Source organism: Bradyrhizobium sp. F1.13.3 (genome assembly GCF_040548265.1).
Classification (GTDB): Bacteria; Pseudomonadota; Alphaproteobacteria; order Rhizobiales; family Xanthobacteraceae; genus Bradyrhizobium.
On record NZ_JBEPRI010000014.1, the window covers coordinates 169,945 to 187,331 of the forward strand.

The window sequence follows — 17,387 nt, forward strand, 5'->3', positions numbered from 1 at the left end:
CTGATCGGGATTTCAGTACCCGTCTCAGCGCTTTGAATTGGGCGTCCAGGAAGTCAAACCTTCCCCAATCGGGAGAGATGATCGAGTTCCGGACTCGCAGTGGATCGACCAAAAAGCCGATCCCTCATCAATCATCAATTGCCCGTCTGCAGTTCGCCGAAGCGCTCCCAGCTCTTGCCATTGAAGCGCATGAACTGCATCTGGTCGACCGGGACATGGTCGGTGGTGCCGGTGTTGACCTTGATGCCGGGCAGCAGCATCGGCAATTCGAGATCGCGGATCGCAAACGCCTGCCTGAGGATGTTCTCGGTCGACAGATCATTGCCGCAGGCTTTCAGCACCGCCTCCAGCGCCATGGCGCTGTTGTAGGCGTTGACGTAATTGGTGTCGTGCTGGTCGGCCTCCGGCAAATATCTGGTCATGAACTCGCGCCAGCCCCTGACGCCGGAATCGTCCTTCCAGGCGGGATCGTCGGGGTCCTTCACGTAAGCAGTGGAGAGGATGCCGGTGCCGGCTTCCAGTCCCGCAGGCTCCATCACCGTCGAAACCCACACCGCAACGTTGGACAGGAACGTCATGGGCCGCCAGCCGATCTCGAAGGATTTGCGGATCGCTTGCGCCGCGAATTTCGGCGTCGCCGCGATCACGAATACGTCGGCGCCCGAGGCCTTGAGCTTCACGATCTGGGAATCGATGGTCGGGTCCTGGATCTCGTAGGTCGCGCCCGTGACGACGCTATCGTAGTTTGCACCGAGCACGTCCTTCAGCCCGGCGAGATAGTCTCGGCCGTAATCGTCGTTCTGCGAGATAACGGCGAACTTCGCGTTCGGATTCTTCGCCAGCGCGTAACGCGCATAGAGCCGCGCTTCATAGCGGAACGGCGCCTGCACGCCCATCGTCGCCTGCGGATATTGCGCGAGGTCGGCGAATTTCGAGGCGCCGGAGCCGATGAAGAGCTGCGGCACGTTCTTGGACTGGAGGTATTTCGCGATCGCCGTGTTGTGGGCGGTACCGATCGAGGAGAAGATCAGTGCCACCTCGTCGCTCTCCACCAGCCTGCGGGTCTGCTCGACCGATTTCGGCGGCGCATAGCTGTCGTCGAGCGAGATCAGATTGACCTTGCGCCCGTTGATGCCGCCCTTCTCGTTCAGCATCTTGAAATAGCCGACCTCGCCCTTGCCGAGCGCCCCGAAGGCCGACACCGGCCCGCTGTAGGGCATGGTCTGGCCGATTTTGATCTCGGTCGCGCTGACGCCGCGCATTTCGGCGGCGGCGGATGGGGCGGACAGGAACGAGAATGTCACGAACGATACGGCGCCAAGCGCGCCCAATGCCCTCGCAAAACGCATCGGCTTGCCCTCCCCTTTGTCTGCGCGGTCGAGCCGCGCGTTCATTGAGGAGAGCATGCCACGACATCATCGCAGACTCCAATCGCTATGAGTCGCGGGGATCGGAGAGCGAGCAAAGGTAAGGGTGCCGGCAACGGCGGCGCCCCATGGATGGTCGGCACTGCGCAAGGGCGGCTTTGCGCACCTACCTATTCGTCGCGAGATACTCAGCTGCCCACGTTTGAAAAGCGCCGCTCAAACAAAAAACGCGGCGTTTCCGCCGCGTTTTTCAATTCCATCTGCCGCTCTCGATTACGCCTGCGGCTGCGGCTCCAGGCCGGGATCCGGATCGGGCCGCGGGCGCGACTTGCCGGCCGGCGGCACGGCGGAGGCGCGCGGGGTGGTCGGCTCAAGCACGGACTCACGGTTCGGCTTCTTGCCCTTGAGCAGGTCGATGATCTCGTCGCCGGAGAGCGTCTCGAATTCGAGCAGGCCTTTGGCGAGAGCTTCGAGATCGGCGCGCTTCTCGGTGAGAATACGCGTTGCCTCGTTGTAGCCTTCTTCGACGAAGCGCCGGATCTCGGTGTCGATCTTCTGAACCGTCGCCTCCGATGCGTTCTGGGTGCGCGACACCGACATGCCCAGGAAAACCTCGTCCTGGTTCTCGCCGTAGGACACGGTGCCGAGCGCCTCGGACAGGCCCCAGCGCGTCACCATCATGCGCGCCAGACGCGTCGCCTGCTCGATGTCCGACGACGCACCCGAAGTCACCTTCTCGCGGCCGAAGATCAGCTCTTCGGCGACGCGGCCGCCCATCATGATGGCAAGGCGCGAGGTCATCTGCTCCAGCGACATCGACAGCTTGTCGCGCTCGGGCAGCTGCATGACCATACCCAGCGCACGACCGCGCGGAATGATCGTCGCCTTGTGGATCGGATCGGTCGCGACGACGTTGAGGCCGACGATGGCGTGGCCGCCCTCGTGATAGGCCGTCAGCAGCTTCTCTTCCTCGGTCATGACGAGCGACTTGCGCTCGGCGCCCATCATGACCTTGTCCTTGGCTTCCTCGAACTCGGCCTGGGTCACCATCCGCTTGTTGCGGCGGGCGGCGGTGAGCGCGGCTTCGTTGACGAGGTTCATCAGGTCGGCGCCGGAGAAGCCCGGGGTGCCGCGCGCGATGGTCTTGAGGTTGATATCCGGCGCCAGCGGCACCTTGCGGACGTGGACCTTGAGGATCTGCTCGCGGCCGACGACGTCCGGGTTGGGCACCACGACCTGACGGTCGAAGCGGCCGGGACGCAGCAGCGCGGGATCGAGCACGTCGGGACGGTTGGTCGCGGCGATCAGGATCACGCCCTCGTTGGCCTCGAAGCCGTCCATCTCGACCAGCAACTGGTTCAGCGTCTGCTCGCGCTCGTCATTGCCGCCGCCGAGGCCAGCGCCACGATGACGACCGACGGCGTCGATTTCGTCGATGAAGATGATGCAGGGCGCGTTCTTCTTGGCCTGCTCGAACATGTCGCGGACGCGGCTGGCGCCGACGCCGACGAACATCTCGACGAAGTCAGAACCCGAAATGGTGAAGAACGGCACGTTGGCTTCGCCCGCGACCGCACGCGCGATCAGGGTCTTGCCGGTGCCGGGAGGGCCGACCAGCAGCACGCCCCGCGGAATGCGGCCGCCGAGGCGCTGGAATTTGCCGGGGTCGCGCAGGAATTCGACGATCTCCTGCAGGTCCTGCTTGGCTTCGTCGACGCCCGCGACGTCCTCGAAGGTGACGCGACCATGCGCTTCAGTCAGCATTTTTGCGCGCGACTTGCCGAAGCCCATCGCCTTGCCGGCGCCGCCCTGCATCTGTCGCGACAGGAAGATCCACACGCCGATCAGCGCGATGAAGGGCAGCCAGGAGACCAAGAGCGAGACGAACCACGGCACGTTGTCGCCGGGCGGCTTCGCGGTGATCTGCACCTTGCTGTCATAGAGGCGCTTCACGAGCGTCGGATCGCTCGGCGCATAGGTCTGGAAGCTCGAGCCGTTGGTGAAGGTGCCGTGAATGTCCGGCCCCTGGATCACGACGTCGCGCACATTGCCGCGGTCAACCTCGCTCAGGAGCTGGGAGAAGGCGATGTCCTGCGAGGAGGCGCGCTGACCCGGATTCTGGAAGAGCGTGAACAACGCCAACAGCAGCAGGACAATGATGACCCAGAGGGCGAAATTGCGCAGATTGGCGTTCATCGATCTTCCTTCGTGGTCGCGCGGATCGCGGCCTGAGCCTTGGGCAGTTATTTGGGCAGCGCGAGGAAATCCCCAAGGAATCCTCTCGGTTAGACGGATACAATCTAGGTGTCGCTCCGGTCGCTGCCAAGGGAACGAGATGGGACTATTTAGCCCATCTTAGTCCGATTCCCGCTGAAATAATGGCGCCCTGATCCCGCTTTTTCCGGCCTGGTTAAGGTGTCCTCACGGCGCGGTCGCGAAACGAGCCGGTGCCATGATCCGCCTTATCCCCCCTTGCGCCGGGCCGGCGCCGGCGCGATGTGGATACGCTCCCCGGCAAGGCTGATCAGGGCTCCTGCAAGCGTCTGCTTCAGGGCTGGCCGGCCATTTGCGGGTGCGCGGGGACGCGAGGCAATGGCCTGATCGAGTACGGCCAGGAGGGATTCGACCTTGCCGAGTTCCGCCGGTCCCTCGTGCCCGAACGCGTTGATGGCCCGCAGTAGGATCCGCAGCCGGACCTCCTCCGGCAGGGCGGCAAACGCGGAGGCCTCGAGGCTTCGAAGGCCGGCCTGCGGCGCATCGCCGCGATCCCGCAAACGGAGGAAGCGCTCGGCTCCATCGGTCAGCACCTCGACGGCCGCATTGGCGCGCGCCAGCCTTGCCGCGAGCCGAGCCAGGCTGCGGGCATCACCGCCCTCCGCCGCGAGCTGCGGCAGCAGCGCACGCAGCCGCGGCCGGGTGAAGGCAGCGTCGTGGTTGGTGGGATCGTCGGCAAAGCTGATCTTCGCCCTCCTCAAGGTCGCGATCAGCTGCGCCTTCGGAACATCGAGCAGCGGACGCGCAAGGACGACGCCGCCGCGCTCGGTGAGACGGGCCATCGCCGACAGCCCGACCAATCCGCTGCCGCGGACAAGACGCATCAACAGGGTCTCGGCCTGGTCGTCGCGGGTGTGGGCGGTCAGCACGTGGCTCGCCCCGGCGACACGCGCGGCCTGCACAAGCAGACGGTAGCGGGCTTCGCGCGCGGCGGCCGGCAGTCCCGTTTTCGGCTTTGCCCCGCGCCAGCGCACGGTCCGGTGCGGCAAGCCAAGCCCGGTCGCCAGACGCTTGACCTCGCGCGCCTCGCGCGCCGCCTCCGGCCGCAAGCCGTGGTCGATGGTGACGACGCTGAGACGCGGGCCGCGCGCGAGGCTGCGGTGCCAGCGCGCCGCAAGCCACATCAGCGCGACGGAGTCGGGCCCTCCGGAGACCGCGAGCAATAGTCCCTGCGCGCCTTTCAGGCCTGCGAAGAGGCGCTTGGCCTCACGCGCCGAGATCGGTGAGTTGTCGTCTGACATGACGCTGCAATCGTCCGCGGATGGACCGAATGTTTAGCGCAGCGCGATCCGCCTTGTCAGGATCAATCGCCGCGGGTCAGCACTTCACCCGCTTCTGCTCGCGGTCGACCGCGGCTTTGACGCCGGCGGAAGCGCGCGGATATTTGCGGCCGACTTCGCCGAAGGCGGCGCAGGCGGCCTCCTTCTCCTTCAACGCGGCCAGCGACTGGCCGAGCCGCAGCAGCGCATCCGGCGCCTTGGCGGATTTGTCGTATTTGGTGGTGACGGCGAGGAAGGCTTCCGCGGAGTCGCGATATTGCTGGCGCTGGAAATAGCTCTCGCCGAGCCAGTATTGCGCGTCGCCGAGCAGCGGGTCGCTCGGATATTTCTGCGAGAAATTCTTCATGGTCTGCTCGGCCAGCGCATAGTCCTTGCGCTGCATGTAGCCGATGCCGAGGTCGAATTCGTCGCGCGGCGTGGCCGAGGGCGGCAGGGTCGTCAGCGCCGGGGCGCCTGATGATGCCGGAGATCCGGATTGGGCCGGCGGATAACCGGGCTGCGCTGCCGGCGGCACCCCTTGCTGGTAGCGCGGACCGGTGTTGGCGAGATCAAGCGGTTCGCCGGCGCCACGGCCGCCGGGCGCGCCGCTTGGGGCACCTGCAGGCATCGGTTGCTGCCCGCCGCCGAGCGCGCGCGGCGCACCCGGCGCATTCGGGCTCTGGTTCGGGTCAAAGGCATCGCCGCGGCGGCGCGTGCCCGGCGCGCCGGGCGCTGGCTGCTCCTGAACGATCGGCGCGGGAGAGGCGATCTGCGGCTGCTCGTAATTCGGCTGGGCCGCTTGCTGGTGCGGCGGCTGCTGGCGATAGGCCGGCGCGGCTTGCGCGGGCGGCATGGCCGCGACGTTGGGCTGGACCGCCGCCTGGCCGGGCGCACCTTGCGCGCCGCCCTCAAGCGCTCGCAGCCGCTCTTCGAGCTGGCGGTTGCGATATTGCAGCTCTTCGTTCTGGCCGGTGAGCTGGCGCAGCTGGTTCTCCAGCCGCTCGATCCGCATCTCGGGATCTGCATCGTCCGACTGTGCGAGGGCGGGCGAGCACAAAGAGAGCAGCGCGGCGATCGCCACGGTGCCGGTGAAGACCTTAAATCTGGATGACATCTTGCCCTGACGACGAAAGCGAAATGGCCTGCGACCGAACATTCGACGCGCCACACATTGAAGGGGAGTACGCCAAAACTGTGACTGTAACAAACGGGTTTCTGTCACAGATCGCTGAAACGAAACCGGCGCCCGAAAGGGCGCCGGCATAATCGGTTTCTGAAGATGAACGGCGCCTGACCGGTCGTCAGGAGCTCGCGTTCAGCACGGTGACGGCGCGGCGGTTCTGCGACCAGCAGGAGATGTCGTTGCAAACGGCCACCGGCCGCTCCTTGCCGTACGAGATCGTGCGCATGCGGTTCGGATCGATGCCGCGCGAGGCGAGGAACGAACGCACCGATTGGGCGCGGCGAGCGCCGAGCGCGATGTTGTATTCGCGGGTGCCGCGTTCGTCGGCATGACCTTCGACGGTGAAGCTGTAGCGCGGATAGCTCTGGAGCCACTGCGCCTGCTTCTCCAGGGTCACGATCGCCTGCGGGGTCAGATCGGTCTGGTCGCTTTCGAAGAACACGCGGTCGCCGACATTGACGACGAAGTCTTGCTGGCTGCCCGGCGTCGCCGCGTTGGCCATCGCATCCGTGGCAGAGTTCTTGTTGGCGCAGGCACCCATCGACAACGCGACGGCAAGCACCGCGGCCAGCTTCAATCCCTGGAGGATGCGCATAGGATGTTTCATTCCGGAGCCTCCACGCTCACGTTTCGTCCACTGCTGTCCGGTCTACAGGGGGTTGGTTAAGCGAACGTTCCGTCAACCTTGATGGAACCTTGCCACAGCCGGTCAAATGCCCCCAACCAGCGAAAAGCAAACGTCATGGTTAATGGGTTGTAAATGTGGCGCGATGGTGAAGGCAAGCTGCGCCGACCGGCAAAAACCGCGGCCTTTGCTGGAATTTAGGCTCGTCGCGTGGAGCCCCTCGGCCCAGACCCTGAGGCCAGACCCTGGGGCCTAGCGGGCAGAACCGGTTGCCGAGGCGGCGACATCAGGGGTCCGCTGCGTGGCCAGCGACACCGGGCGCGGGGCCGCCTGGCGCGGGCTGCTGCGTTGAAACAACATGCGCCGCTCAAAAGCGCTGGAGCGCATGATCGGAAAGCGCGTCAGGACCTTTTCCCGCTGGTTGCGGAAATCGGACGCCATCAACACGGCCTTCTTGGTAGGCCAGCCCGGAAACCCGCGGGGCTCCGGTGAAATGGTCTCGTGCAGGAAGATGCGACGATAAAACGCCTGATGATCGGTCCGGATCATGGCCAGCCCGGTGTCGGCGTTGAAATGATCGCAAGCCACGAAAGCCAGCCGCACCGTCAGATAGGGCAGCTCCGGAAAACGCTGGTGCTTTTCGGGATCAGCAACAAACCGGCATGGATCGATGAGAACCTCGCCGCGGTCGAGGCGGGGATGCAGGACGTCGCCAAACACTTCGGTCGTGTAGGACATCCGCCAGTCCGACGTCAGGACGTGAATGCGAACGGAGCTGCAGAGCTCTCCATCGACATAGACCCCGAAATTCCAGGTGTTGGGCGCATCATCGAAGCGATCGGTCACGCGCCGCGACTCCGACGGCTCGATCAGTCCGGCGTGCAGATAGGCCCGGTACCGCATCAGATAGAGGTTGTCTCGGTCCTCAGGAGTTTCGATCAGGCGGTAATCGATGCGGTCAAACAGAGCGGCTCCCCGCGGAAGGAGCACCGTTTGCGGTTCAGCTCCAGACGTCATCCAGTACCCCTACACTCCAAAGCAACTTCTGCGAGTGTGACGAGATTAATGGTTCATTAACGGAATTGCAAAGGCTTAGAAACGTTAGGGTTAACCTTTGCAGCCCGCAAAAACACGGGCGAACAAGAGCCAAGGGCGTTGAGGGAGCAGGCAGTGAAAGATCAGGCGATCGATCGCGAGGACACCATGACGATCTGGTCCTCAGCCCCGCGACGGCCATGCGAGGCATTGAGCAATTGGCGAATCCGGACCGCCGGCACCGGCCGGCTGAACAGATAGCCCTGCCCTTCGGTCACGGTGCCGTCGGCGCTGATCAGCTCGAGCTGATCATTGGTCTCGATGCCCTCGACCACGACGGCCATGCCGAGATCGGCCGATAGCCGCGCCACGCCGCGCAGCAGCGTCAGCGGCCGGTCGGCATCGATGCCTTCGAGGAAGGAGCGGTCGATCTTCACCTTCTGCATCGGGAAATTATGCAGGTAGCTGAGGCTCGAATAGCCGGTGCCGAAATCATCCAGCGAAATGCGCACGCCGATCGCATGCAATTGCGACAGGATGTCGTGCGTGAGCTGGGTGTTGCGCAACAGCGAGGATTCGGTGATCTCGATCTCCAGCCGATGCGCCGGGAGCCCCGAAACCTCGAGCGCGTAGCGGATTTCGCTCAAGACGTCGCGCTGGTGGAATTGCTGCGGCGAGAAGTTGACGGCGACGCTGACGCCCTCCGGCCATTTCATGCATTCCATGCAGGCGCGGCGCAGGATCCAGCGGCCGAGATCGACGATCAGGCCCATGTCCTCGGCGACCGGGATGATGTCGACCGGCGAGACCGTGCCGCGCACCGGATGATTCCAGCGCAGCAGCGCCTCGCACGTCGTGATCTTGCCGGACTTCAGATTGACCAGCGGCTGGTAGAACAGCTCGAACTCCTCGTTAGCGAGCGCCTTCCGCAGATCGAGCTCGAGGATGCGGCGCGCCTCGACGGTCGCCGCCATCTCGTCGCGGAAGAAGCAGAAGGTGCCGCGGCCGTCGGCCTTGGCCCGATACAGCGCCATGTCGGCGTTCTTGAGCAGCGTGTCCGCGCTGATGCCCTCGGGCGCGGTCAACGCGATGCCGACGCTGGCGCCGATCTCGACCAGATGATTGTCGATGCGGTAGCGCTCGCTCAGCCGTTCGACGATCCGGCGCGCCAGCGCAGCGGCGTCCTCGGGCGAGGAGATGTTCTCCTGGAACACGACGAATTCGTCACCGCCGAAGCGGGCGACGAAATCCTCCGGGCGCAGCATCTCGCGCAGACGGTTGGCGACCGCGCACAGGAGCTGGTCGCCGCAGGGATGGCCGAGCGTGTCGTTGACCTGCTTGAACTGGTCGAGGTCGACGAACAAGAGCGCAGACAGGCGCTCGGCATCGTGCGAGATCGCCAGCAGCCGTTCGATCTCATCGCGGAAATGAACGCGGTTGGGCAGCGCGGTGAGGTCGTCGTAGCGCGCCAGATGCGTGATCTTGGCTTCGGCGCTGCGACGGTCGGTAATGTCCTCGAGCAGCACCACTGCGCCACCGTCAGCCATCGGCTGGACAGTCCAGGACAACGACCGGTTTCGCTGCGTATCGGGGTCGGCGGTGATGATCTCCGTGGCTTGCGAACTCTCGATGTCCGCGACGATCCGCTCGCCGCTCCCAGCCGAGATGGATCCGGCGCTGACGCATGCCGCGACGATGTCACGCGCGTTGACGCCGCGCTGCGCAAGACCTTCCGGCAGATTCATCATTGCGCCGAAGCGGTGGTTCATGACCGCCAGCTGTCCGTCGACGCGGAACATGCAGAGGCCGTGCGGCATGTTGTTCAGCGCCGTATCGAACTGGCCGGCGAGCGCGGCTTCACGCTCCCGTGCCACGACCGCTCCCATGAAGATTCGGTGCAGATTCACCGAGAGCTGCATGATCGCCATCAGGAACGCGGCGCTGACCAGCGCCATCGCGATGTAGTAGGGCGTTCCACGCAGTGCCAAGGCAAGCACGGCCGGACCGAAAATCAGCACGGCCTGGAGGTGGAAGATCGCAGGCCGGCCATATGCCCTGCCCGCGCCGCCCGCCGCGATTCCGGTGGTGACCGACAAGGCGATCATGTGGGCCACGGCGTCGTCCGTGGCCAACAGGGCCGTGGCGCACCAGATGCCGATCGCAGCCGCCTGGATCTTGGCTCCGATCTGATAGCGCTTCTGCCAGCGTGCGGCCGCCTCGACTGTCATGGCCGACTGACGTGCCTGATAGAGGCGCAGGTCGATCGCCCGTGCGGACCCGGCCAGGACAAGAAGCGCGACACACGCCCAGATCAGCGGCTCGCCCGTCCTCAGGGCGGTGAGGGCCGCACCGATCGACACGAAAATGAGTCCTGCCAGCAGCGGACCAGGCGCTTCGAACAGCGAATCGATTTGCGCCGCCGAAGTTTTCGGCGGCCGCTGTTCCGGCTCTCCGCTCTGACTTGCAAACTGCATCTGGTGTTTACGCGCGTCCTGTCTGGAGCGCAGTTTTACCGATCCGGTATGAAGTCTTTCTGAGGGAACATCGTTAAAGTCGAGTTGTTTTGAGCGACCAATAGTCGAAATACATCAATAGAAACAAACCGATGGGAAAAGTTTGCCGAGTGCAACCTTAAAGAACAATTATCGCGGGGAAACATCGCGCCAAGTTTTCGAAAAAGGCGCGCGGTCAAATCATCGCGCACCGAGGACGGGCGGCTAGCCCGATGTCGAGGACAATAACGGCGACCATGCCGGGTCGGAGGCGAAGCCCGGCGTCGGCACTTTCAACTCGTTTCGTCCCGAGATGTCGACCGAGAACAGCGACGGCCCGCCGCTGCCGCCGGGATCGCGGAAGAACATCAGCACGCGGCCGTTCGGCGAGAAGGTCGGACCTTCGTTGTGATAGCCGGAGGTAAGAAGCCGTTCGCCGGAGCCGTCCGGCTTCATGACGCCGATCGAGAACTGCCCGCCGCCTTGCCGGGTGAAGGCGATGTAATCGCCGCGCGGCGACCACACCGGCGTCGAATAGGTGGCGTTGTTGTCGTCCTTGGAGAAAGAGATGCGCTGCGCCGCTCCGCCGCCTGCGGCCATGACATAGATCTGCGATCTGCCGCCACGATCGGACTCGAAGCAGATGCGGGTGCCGTCCGGGGAGTAGGACGGAGAGGTGTCGATCGCGGGCGTGTCGGTGAGGCGCGTGGTCGAGCGCGAGCGCAGATCCATCACGAACAGGTTGGAATTGCCACCCTGCTGCAGGCTCATGATGACGCGCTGGCCGTCTGGCGAGAACCTCGGCGCAAAGGTCATGCCCGGGAAGTTGCCGACGATCTCGCGCTGGCCGGTCTCGATGTTGAACAGGTAGACCTTCGGATCGCCCTGGCCGAACTCCATGTAGGTGATCTCTTGCGAGTTCGGCGAGAAGCGCGGCGTCAGCACGAGGTCGGAGCCGCGGGTCAGATAGCGCACATTGGCGCCGTCCTGGTCCATCATCGCGAGCCGCTTGACGCGGCGCTCCTTCGGCCCGGTCTCGTCGACGAACACCACGCGGCTGTCGAAATAGCCCTTCTCGCCGGTCAGCTTCTCATAGATCTGGTCGGAGATGATGTGGGCGATGCGGCGCCAATATTCCGGCGAGGTGAAATATTGCTGGCCGGCGAGCTGCTGGCCGGTGACCACGTCCCACAAGCGGAATTCGGCCTTGAGGCGTCCGTCCGGCTGCCGCGTCATGCGGCCGGTGACGAGGGCTTGCGCGTTGAGGGTTTTCCAGTTCTCGAATTGCGGCGCGACGTCGATGTTGCTGATGCGCTCGATGAAAGCGGCCTGGTCGACCGGCGCGAACAGGCCCGAGCGCTTCAGATTGTTGGTGATGACCTGTGTGACGCCGTTGCCGACATCGCCGTCGGCCGGCGAGCCCGGCACGAAGTTGGTGATCGCAATCGGGATCGGCCGAAACTCGGTGGGATCGATGCGAAGCCGCGGCTGACCCTGGGCGAAGGCGTGGCCGCCCCCCAGCATCGCGAGCGTCGATCCGGTCAGGGTCATGAAGCGGCGGCGGTTCATCGATCGAACGTCATTCATCGCAAAATTCTTTTGTTCGGATGTCACAACATGTCTTTCAGGCCGAAAGTCATCGGAATGAGCTTCCAGCTCTCGTATTGCTGCTTCGGCATGAACGAATAGACCTGACACTGCACGATGGCGCGTCTGGCACTCTCCGCCACCGCCTGTGCGATCGACCGCGACGGTCCCCTCACCGCAACGACGATCGGCTCGGAGGCGAGCGATCCGTCGATCTTCATGGGAATGTCGATGTCGGCTTCGTATTGATCCGCATCCTGCCCGTTATAGGTCGGCGTGAAGCAGCGCTTCACCGCCCCCTGGAACGCTCCCCGCCAGGTCGCAATGTTGTTGGCGGCCGTTCCGGTCGTCGATCCCAGCGAGGCCGACGCATTCAGCGTCGAGCCGGCGAGTTCGTGCCGGGTCGCGGCGCGCTTGTCGAGATCGCGCTGGATCTGCGCTGGATCGAAGCTGCGCTCCTTGGGTTTCGGCTGCTGCGGCGGCTGCACCGCCGCGACCTTTTGCTCGGGCGGCTTGGGCGGCGGCTTCTTGGTTTCGAGCTTCTTCTGCAGTTCGGCGATCGGATCTTCCTTGGCCGGGTCAGGCTTTTTTTCCGGCGGCTTCGGCTCTTCCTTGGGCTTGGCTTCAGCCACGGGCTTGGGCGGCTCTGGCTTTTTCTCAACCGGCTTCTCGACGGGCTTGGGCGGCGGCTCGGGTGTCGAGTTGGTCTTGATCAGCTCTTTCTTCTCGGTGACCTTGCCGACGGCGTCTTCCTCGGGCTTGGCTTCCGCGATCTTCTCGACCTTCGGCTTCGGCTCTTTCTTGTCGCCGGTCTTCTGCCCCGACATCATCTGCGCGAGTTGGTCGGTGGAGATGATGTCGATCGGCAGCGACTCTTCCGGCGCGACGAAAGCCCTGCTGCTAAAGGTGACGAGCCCCCATCCCAGCACGAGGACGTGGAGGGCAATCGACGCAACGAGTGTTTTGTCGACCTTCACCTTCACGGTCTACCCCTGATCCGCTTCCGTGACGAGCGCCAGCTTCTTGAATCCTGCGCCGGACAATTGGCCCATCACCTTGGCCACCGTCCCGTAATCGGCCTTCTTGTCGGCCCGCAGATAGATGCGTTCCTCGAGCCCGCCGCGCGCGTCCGTGATCGCCTTCAGCTTCGGGATCAGTTCGTTGATCGCGATCTCGGCGTCGTTGATGAACACCTTGCCCTTGATGTCGACCGACATCTGGATCGGCTTCTGGTCGTTGTTTTCGAGGCTCTTGGCCTGGGTCTGCGGCAGGTCGAGCGGCACGCCGACCGTCAGCATCGGCGCCGACACCATGAAGATGATGAGCAGCACCAGCATCACGTCCACCATCGGCGTGACGTTGATTTCGGCCACGACCGGCTTGCGCCGGCCACGGCGCCCACCGCCTCCGGACGAACTCGCAACGTTCATGCCCATGGTCTGGTGCCCAAATTGCCCTTCACACTATACATGCCGTCCGTCAGCCCCGCTCGTCGATCTGGCGTGACAGGATGGCTGAAAATTCATCGGCGAAGCCTTCGAGCCGCTGGGCCTGCCGGTTCACCTCGGAGGTGAACTTATTGTAGAAAATAGTGGCAGGAATGGCGGCGATAAGGCCGACGGCGGTCGCAAACAGCGCCTCCGCGATGCCGGGGGCCACCACCGCCAGAGAGGTATTTTTCGACGCCGCGATCGACTGGAAGCTCGACATGATGCCCCAGACGGTGCCGAACAGGCCGACGAAGGGGCCAGCGGAGCCGACGGTGGCGAGCACCAGCAGCCGGCGTTCCAGCCGCTCGACCTCGCGGGCGATCGAGACATTCATGACCTTGTCGATGCGCATCTGAAGGCCTGCGACCGAGCGGGCCTGGCTCTCGAACGAACGCTTCCACTCGCGCATCGCCGCGACGAAGCAGGCCGCCATGGAATGCGTCGGCTTGGCCGAGAGCGTGCGATAGAGGTCTTCGATCGACTCGCCGGACCAGAAAGCCTGCTCGAAGCGGTCCATCGAGCGGCGGGTGCGGGCAAACAGGAAGATCTTGTCGATGGCGATCGCCCAGACCCAGACCGAGCAGGCGAGAAGCCCCAGCATCACCGCTTTCACGATCCAGTGAGCCTGCCAGAACAGCGCGATCAGCGACACGTCCGCGGAAGCGGCAACCGGAAGGGCTGACTGAGCCACGTCGGCCGGATTCATAAGCGGCATCCTCTCAAGGCGATCGTTACCTAATGTCCCGGCCGGCAAATCACCGCCGGTTCCCAACTGCCGCGCTAGCACCGGCGCGACCGGCAAGCCCGCTCAAAGCCTTAATCTTTTTGGGGTGCAGGGGGCTCGTCCAAAGCCGGCCGCCTGCATTCCCTGCCAAGATGTCAAAACTATGGGCCTCGACCCCAGCGGCTTGACTTCGGGCTTTGGGCGCGATTGTCCGCCCTTACCAGAGCCCGGCGATGGTTAATGCGGGATTACCGGGACCGAATTTGGCTGCAGGAAAGCCAGGCGTTGCAGGCGGTTGGCAAGCTGCCGGCCCCGGCGGTTGCTGACATCGCGGCGGAGGAACCAGCCCTTACCTTGGCGATTGTCCGGAAAATCAACCTTCGGCGAGGTTTGCCATGAGCATCAACCCCAAGACGACCGCCGCCATCGGCGATCATCCGCTCCACCCCATGATCATCCCGTTCCCCATCGCCTTCCTGGTCGGCGCGCCCATCGCCGATCTCGCCTTCATCGGAACCGGTGACGGCTTCTGGGCCAGAGCCGCCATGTGGCTGATCGGCGCCGGCATCGTCATGGCGCTCGTTGCCGCCGTGGCGGGCTTTGTCGACTTTTTCAGCGAGCCGCGTATCCGCGGTCTCAACGATGCCTGGTATCACATGATCGGCAATCTCGTGGCCGTCGTGCTGGCCGTGATCAATTTCTACCTTCGCTACGCGCAAGGCGCGGAGGCTGCGGTCAAGCCGTGGGGCGTGGCGCTCTCGCTGATCGTGGTCGGCATCCTGCTGTTCACGGGATGGAAGGGCTGGGAAATGGTCTACCGGCATCATGTCGCGGTACTTGACGCGCCGGGCCAGACCAGTTCGGAGCCGGTCACGCCGCATCATGGCGGCGAGAGCCACCGCCGCGCCGCCTGAACGAGGAGCACGTCGCTTGATGACGTGAGGGCGAGTCAGACCGCCGCGGCAGGCTCGGGGCGATTGGTCAGCCGCGCGGGATTGCCGATTGCGGTGCAGCCCCGGGGCACGTCGCTCGTCACGACCGTCCCGGCGCCGATCTTTGCAAAATCGCCGATCCTGACGTCGCCGAGAATTGTCGCGCCGGAGCCGATGAAAACGCCGCGACCAATGCGAGGCGAGCGGGCCGGCAGTTCCGTGCTGCGGCCGATGCTGACGTTCTGAAGGATGGTGGCCTCGTCGCCGATTGGCACCGATCACGATGCCGGTGGCGTGGTCGAGATACACCGACGATCCCAGGCTCGCCGCCGGATGAATGCTGACCTGCAGGACGTTCGATGCCTCGTTCTGAAACAGCAGCGCCGCGTCGCGATGGTCATGATGCCAGAGCCAGTTCGAGACGCGCCAGGCCTGCAGGGCGACGTAGCCCTTCAAGTGCAGCAGCGGCGCCAACAGTCCCGCGATGGCGGGATCGCGGAGCACGATGGCCTGCAGGTCGCGGCCGGCCACCTCGATCAGATCCGGCTGGCTATCAAAGGCGTCGCGGGAAAATGTTGTGAAGCGCTCGCGTTCGGCCGCGCTGCCGCCAAGCCGGCGTCCGATCAGATCGGAAAGTGCGGCGGTAAAATCGTCATGGGCGAGAATGAGACCGACAAGAGCCTTGCCGAAGATGGGGTCCGCTGCCGCTGCGCGCTGCGCCTCGTCGCGAATTTTCTGCCAGAGGCTCTCGCTCGGCATGATCGCAGCTTCCGTCATCGTTGCCGCCTGCGGTGTTTTGACGCTTCCTTTTCACTGTCGGATATAGGCCGTCGGCAGCCCGCACGCCACGCTCCCCGTGAGGCTACGAGCTTGCATGCCAGGCGGCGGCGATCATATATATGAAGTCAGTCGAGTTCCCGGCCGAAGCTATGGTCTGAGGTTCGTGCTGCCGCGCTGGCCCGAGTGTTCAGGCAAAGTATCTCATTCAACACCCCGCAGTGGTCCGCATCCCCGGGTTTGTCGTACACAGCGGCTCTCAGTGCTGCCGAAGCGAATCCCGAATCCCCGTCATCCAAGGTCACGCCAATACATGTCGCCCAACGCCTCCGCCGACGACCAACACGACGACATCATGTATCCCTCCGCCCTGCCGTTCCTGCTGGTCCATCTCGGCTGCGTTGCAGCCATCTGGACCGGCGTTACCTGGCAAGCCCTCGCGATCTGCGCCTCGCTGTATGTCGTGCGCATGTTCGCAATCGGAGCAGGCTATCACCGCTATTTCTCCCATCGGGCTTTTGCAACCGGCCGGGTGTTTCAGTTCATCCTGGCCTGGCTCGCGCAAAGCACCGCGCAGAAAAGCGTTTTGTGGTGGGCGGCCAAGCATCGACATCATCATCTCCATTCCGATACCGAAGACGACGTGCATTCGCCGCGTCATCGAGGCTTCCTCTACAGCCATCTCGGCTGGATTTTTTACCGGGAGCACGATGGCACCGACCTCGTGAAAGTCGGCGATTTCGCCGCCTATCCGGAGCTGATGTGGCTGCATCGCCTGGAGCTGCTGCCGGCCGTTACGCTGGCTGCGCTCTGCTTCCTGGTTGCCGGATGGTCCGGTCTCGTCGTCGGCTTCCTGTGGAGCACCGTGCTGGTCTATCATGCGACGTTCTGCATCAACTCCCTCGCCCATGTGCATGGACGCAAGCGGTACGTGACCGGCGATGATTCCCGCAACAATTGGCTGCTGGCCTTGTTCACCCTCGGTGAGGGCTGGCACAACAATCACCACGCCTATCAGAGCAGCGTGCGGCAAGGCTTTCGCTGGTGGGAAATCGACGTCACCTATTACATCTTGAAGGTGCTGTCCTGGTTCGGCGTTGTCTGGAACATGAAATCGCCGCCCGAGCAGGTGCTGCGCAACGAGCAGCCGCTCGGCGCACGCGTCATCAACCGGGCGGCCCGCGAGCTGGCCGGACGGTTCGATGCGCAGACACTGGCGCACGCGATCTCGTCAGCACTACGCCGGGCCGATTTGGCCCAGTTGCAACTGCCGACGATGCACGAGATCTTAAGTCGCGCGCACGAAGGCGTCGATGCACTGACGCATCTGCATTTGCCGAAGATTCCGACCCGCGAGGAGTTTCTCGCCGAGGCCAAGGCGATGTTCGCGCGAACGCGATCACTCAATGAGATCGTGGACTACGCTTACGAACACTTCCTGGAGTCGGTTCGCGCGCAGCTCGCCACGGCGCGCTGACCAAGGTCTCTCCGGACCGGGGCTCTCCGGGCCAGGACTTTCCAGACGGTCGCGGCGGCCTGCCGCGCATTCCCAAAACCAAACCGCCCGCCTGCGGGTTGCGCAGGCGGGCGGCTCGGGGCCATCAGGACTTTGGGGGCATGCGCCTGACGGCTTTGAGAGGCG

Annotated in this window: 13 protein-coding genes and 1 pseudogene; 2 read left to right on the forward strand and 12 right to left on the reverse strand. The window is 64.1% G+C overall.

Going from position 1 to position 17,387, the window contains the following annotated elements:
• Window positions 1–134: 134 nt before the first annotated feature.
• The 11 genes from ABIB66_RS31560 to tolQ all read right to left on the reverse strand — a co-directional run bounded on the left by ABIB66_RS31560 (window position 135) and on the right by tolQ (window position 14,018).
• Entirely contained in the window at window positions 135–1,349 is a 1,215-nt protein-coding gene (locus ABIB66_RS31560) for an ABC transporter substrate-binding protein (protein ID WP_354204700.1), read from the reverse strand.
• Between the two features lie 291 nt (window positions 1,350–1,640).
• Window positions 1,641–3,563 (reverse strand): ATP-dependent zinc metalloprotease FtsH, encoded by a 1,923-nt coding sequence (gene ftsH, locus ABIB66_RS31565; protein ID WP_007596301.1) that lies wholly within the window; start codon window positions 3,561–3,563, stop codon window positions 1,641–1,643.
• A 266-nt stretch (window positions 3,564–3,829) separates the two neighbouring features.
• Window positions 3,830–4,882: a tRNA lysidine(34) synthetase TilS gene (gene tilS / locus ABIB66_RS31570; protein WP_354204698.1), complete on the reverse strand. Its 1,053-nt coding sequence runs from the start codon at window positions 4,880–4,882 to the stop codon at window positions 3,830–3,832.
• A gap of 76 nt (window positions 4,883–4,958) precedes the next feature.
• Window positions 4,959–6,014 carry a tol-pal system protein YbgF gene (gene ybgF, locus ABIB66_RS31575; protein WP_275169597.1) on the reverse strand — a complete coding sequence of 352 codons (1,056 nt, stop codon included), beginning with the start codon at window positions 6,012–6,014 and terminating at the stop codon, window positions 4,959–4,961.
• A 187-nt stretch (window positions 6,015–6,201) separates the two neighbouring features.
• The gene (gene pal / locus ABIB66_RS31580; RefSeq protein WP_026232595.1) at window positions 6,202–6,690 is read right to left on the reverse strand and encodes a peptidoglycan-associated lipoprotein Pal; all 489 of its coding nucleotides are present in this window, start codon (window positions 6,688–6,690) and stop codon (window positions 6,202–6,204) included.
• Between the two features lie 270 nt (window positions 6,691–6,960).
• Window positions 6,961–7,725, reverse strand: a complete 765-nt coding sequence (locus tag ABIB66_RS31585; RefSeq protein ID WP_275169598.1) for an N-acyl amino acid synthase FeeM domain-containing protein — start codon at window positions 7,723–7,725, stop codon at window positions 6,961–6,963.
• Window positions 7,726–7,886: 161 nt separating this feature from the next.
• On the reverse strand, window positions 7,887–10,217 hold the full coding sequence (locus ABIB66_RS31590) for a putative bifunctional diguanylate cyclase/phosphodiesterase (protein ID WP_354204695.1): 2,331 nt from the start codon (window positions 10,215–10,217) through the stop codon (window positions 7,887–7,889).
• A 243-nt stretch (window positions 10,218–10,460) separates the two neighbouring features.
• Entirely contained in the window at window positions 10,461–11,804 is a 1,344-nt protein-coding gene (gene tolB / locus ABIB66_RS31595; RefSeq protein WP_275169703.1) for a Tol-Pal system beta propeller repeat protein TolB, read from the reverse strand.
• A gap of 41 nt (window positions 11,805–11,845) precedes the next feature.
• A complete protein-coding gene (tolA, locus tag ABIB66_RS31600) occupies window positions 11,846–12,805 on the reverse strand; it encodes a cell envelope integrity protein TolA (protein WP_354065944.1) in 960 nt (319 codons plus the stop codon).
• A gap of 3 nt (window positions 12,806–12,808) precedes the next feature.
• Window positions 12,809–13,258 carry a protein TolR gene (tolR, locus tag ABIB66_RS31605; protein WP_018453789.1) on the reverse strand — a complete coding sequence of 150 codons (450 nt, stop codon included), beginning with the start codon at window positions 13,256–13,258 and terminating at the stop codon, window positions 12,809–12,811.
• 43 nt (window positions 13,259–13,301) lie between these two features.
• On the reverse strand, window positions 13,302–14,018 hold the full coding sequence (tolQ, locus tag ABIB66_RS31610) for a protein TolQ (RefSeq protein ID WP_007596319.1): 717 nt from the start codon (window positions 14,016–14,018) through the stop codon (window positions 13,302–13,304).
• 413 nt (window positions 14,019–14,431) lie between these two features.
• Between tolQ and ABIB66_RS31615 the strand changes: the two genes are divergently transcribed.
• On the forward strand, window positions 14,432–14,950 hold the full coding sequence (locus ABIB66_RS31615) for a DUF2231 domain-containing protein (RefSeq protein ID WP_354204693.1): 519 nt from the start codon (window positions 14,432–14,434) through the stop codon (window positions 14,948–14,950).
• A gap of 35 nt (window positions 14,951–14,985) precedes the next feature.
• Here the strand turns inward: ABIB66_RS31615 and ABIB66_RS31620 are convergent.
• Window positions 14,986–15,745 (reverse strand): annotated as a pseudogene (locus ABIB66_RS31620) (serine acetyltransferase domain-containing protein).
• A 313-nt stretch (window positions 15,746–16,058) separates the two neighbouring features.
• Here ABIB66_RS31620 and ABIB66_RS31625 point away from each other — a divergent pair.
• Window positions 16,059–17,222, forward strand: coding sequence for an acyl-CoA desaturase (locus ABIB66_RS31625; RefSeq protein ID WP_354256907.1), 1,164 nt, complete (start codon window positions 16,059–16,061; stop codon window positions 17,220–17,222).
• Window positions 17,223–17,387: the final 165 nt, after the last annotated feature.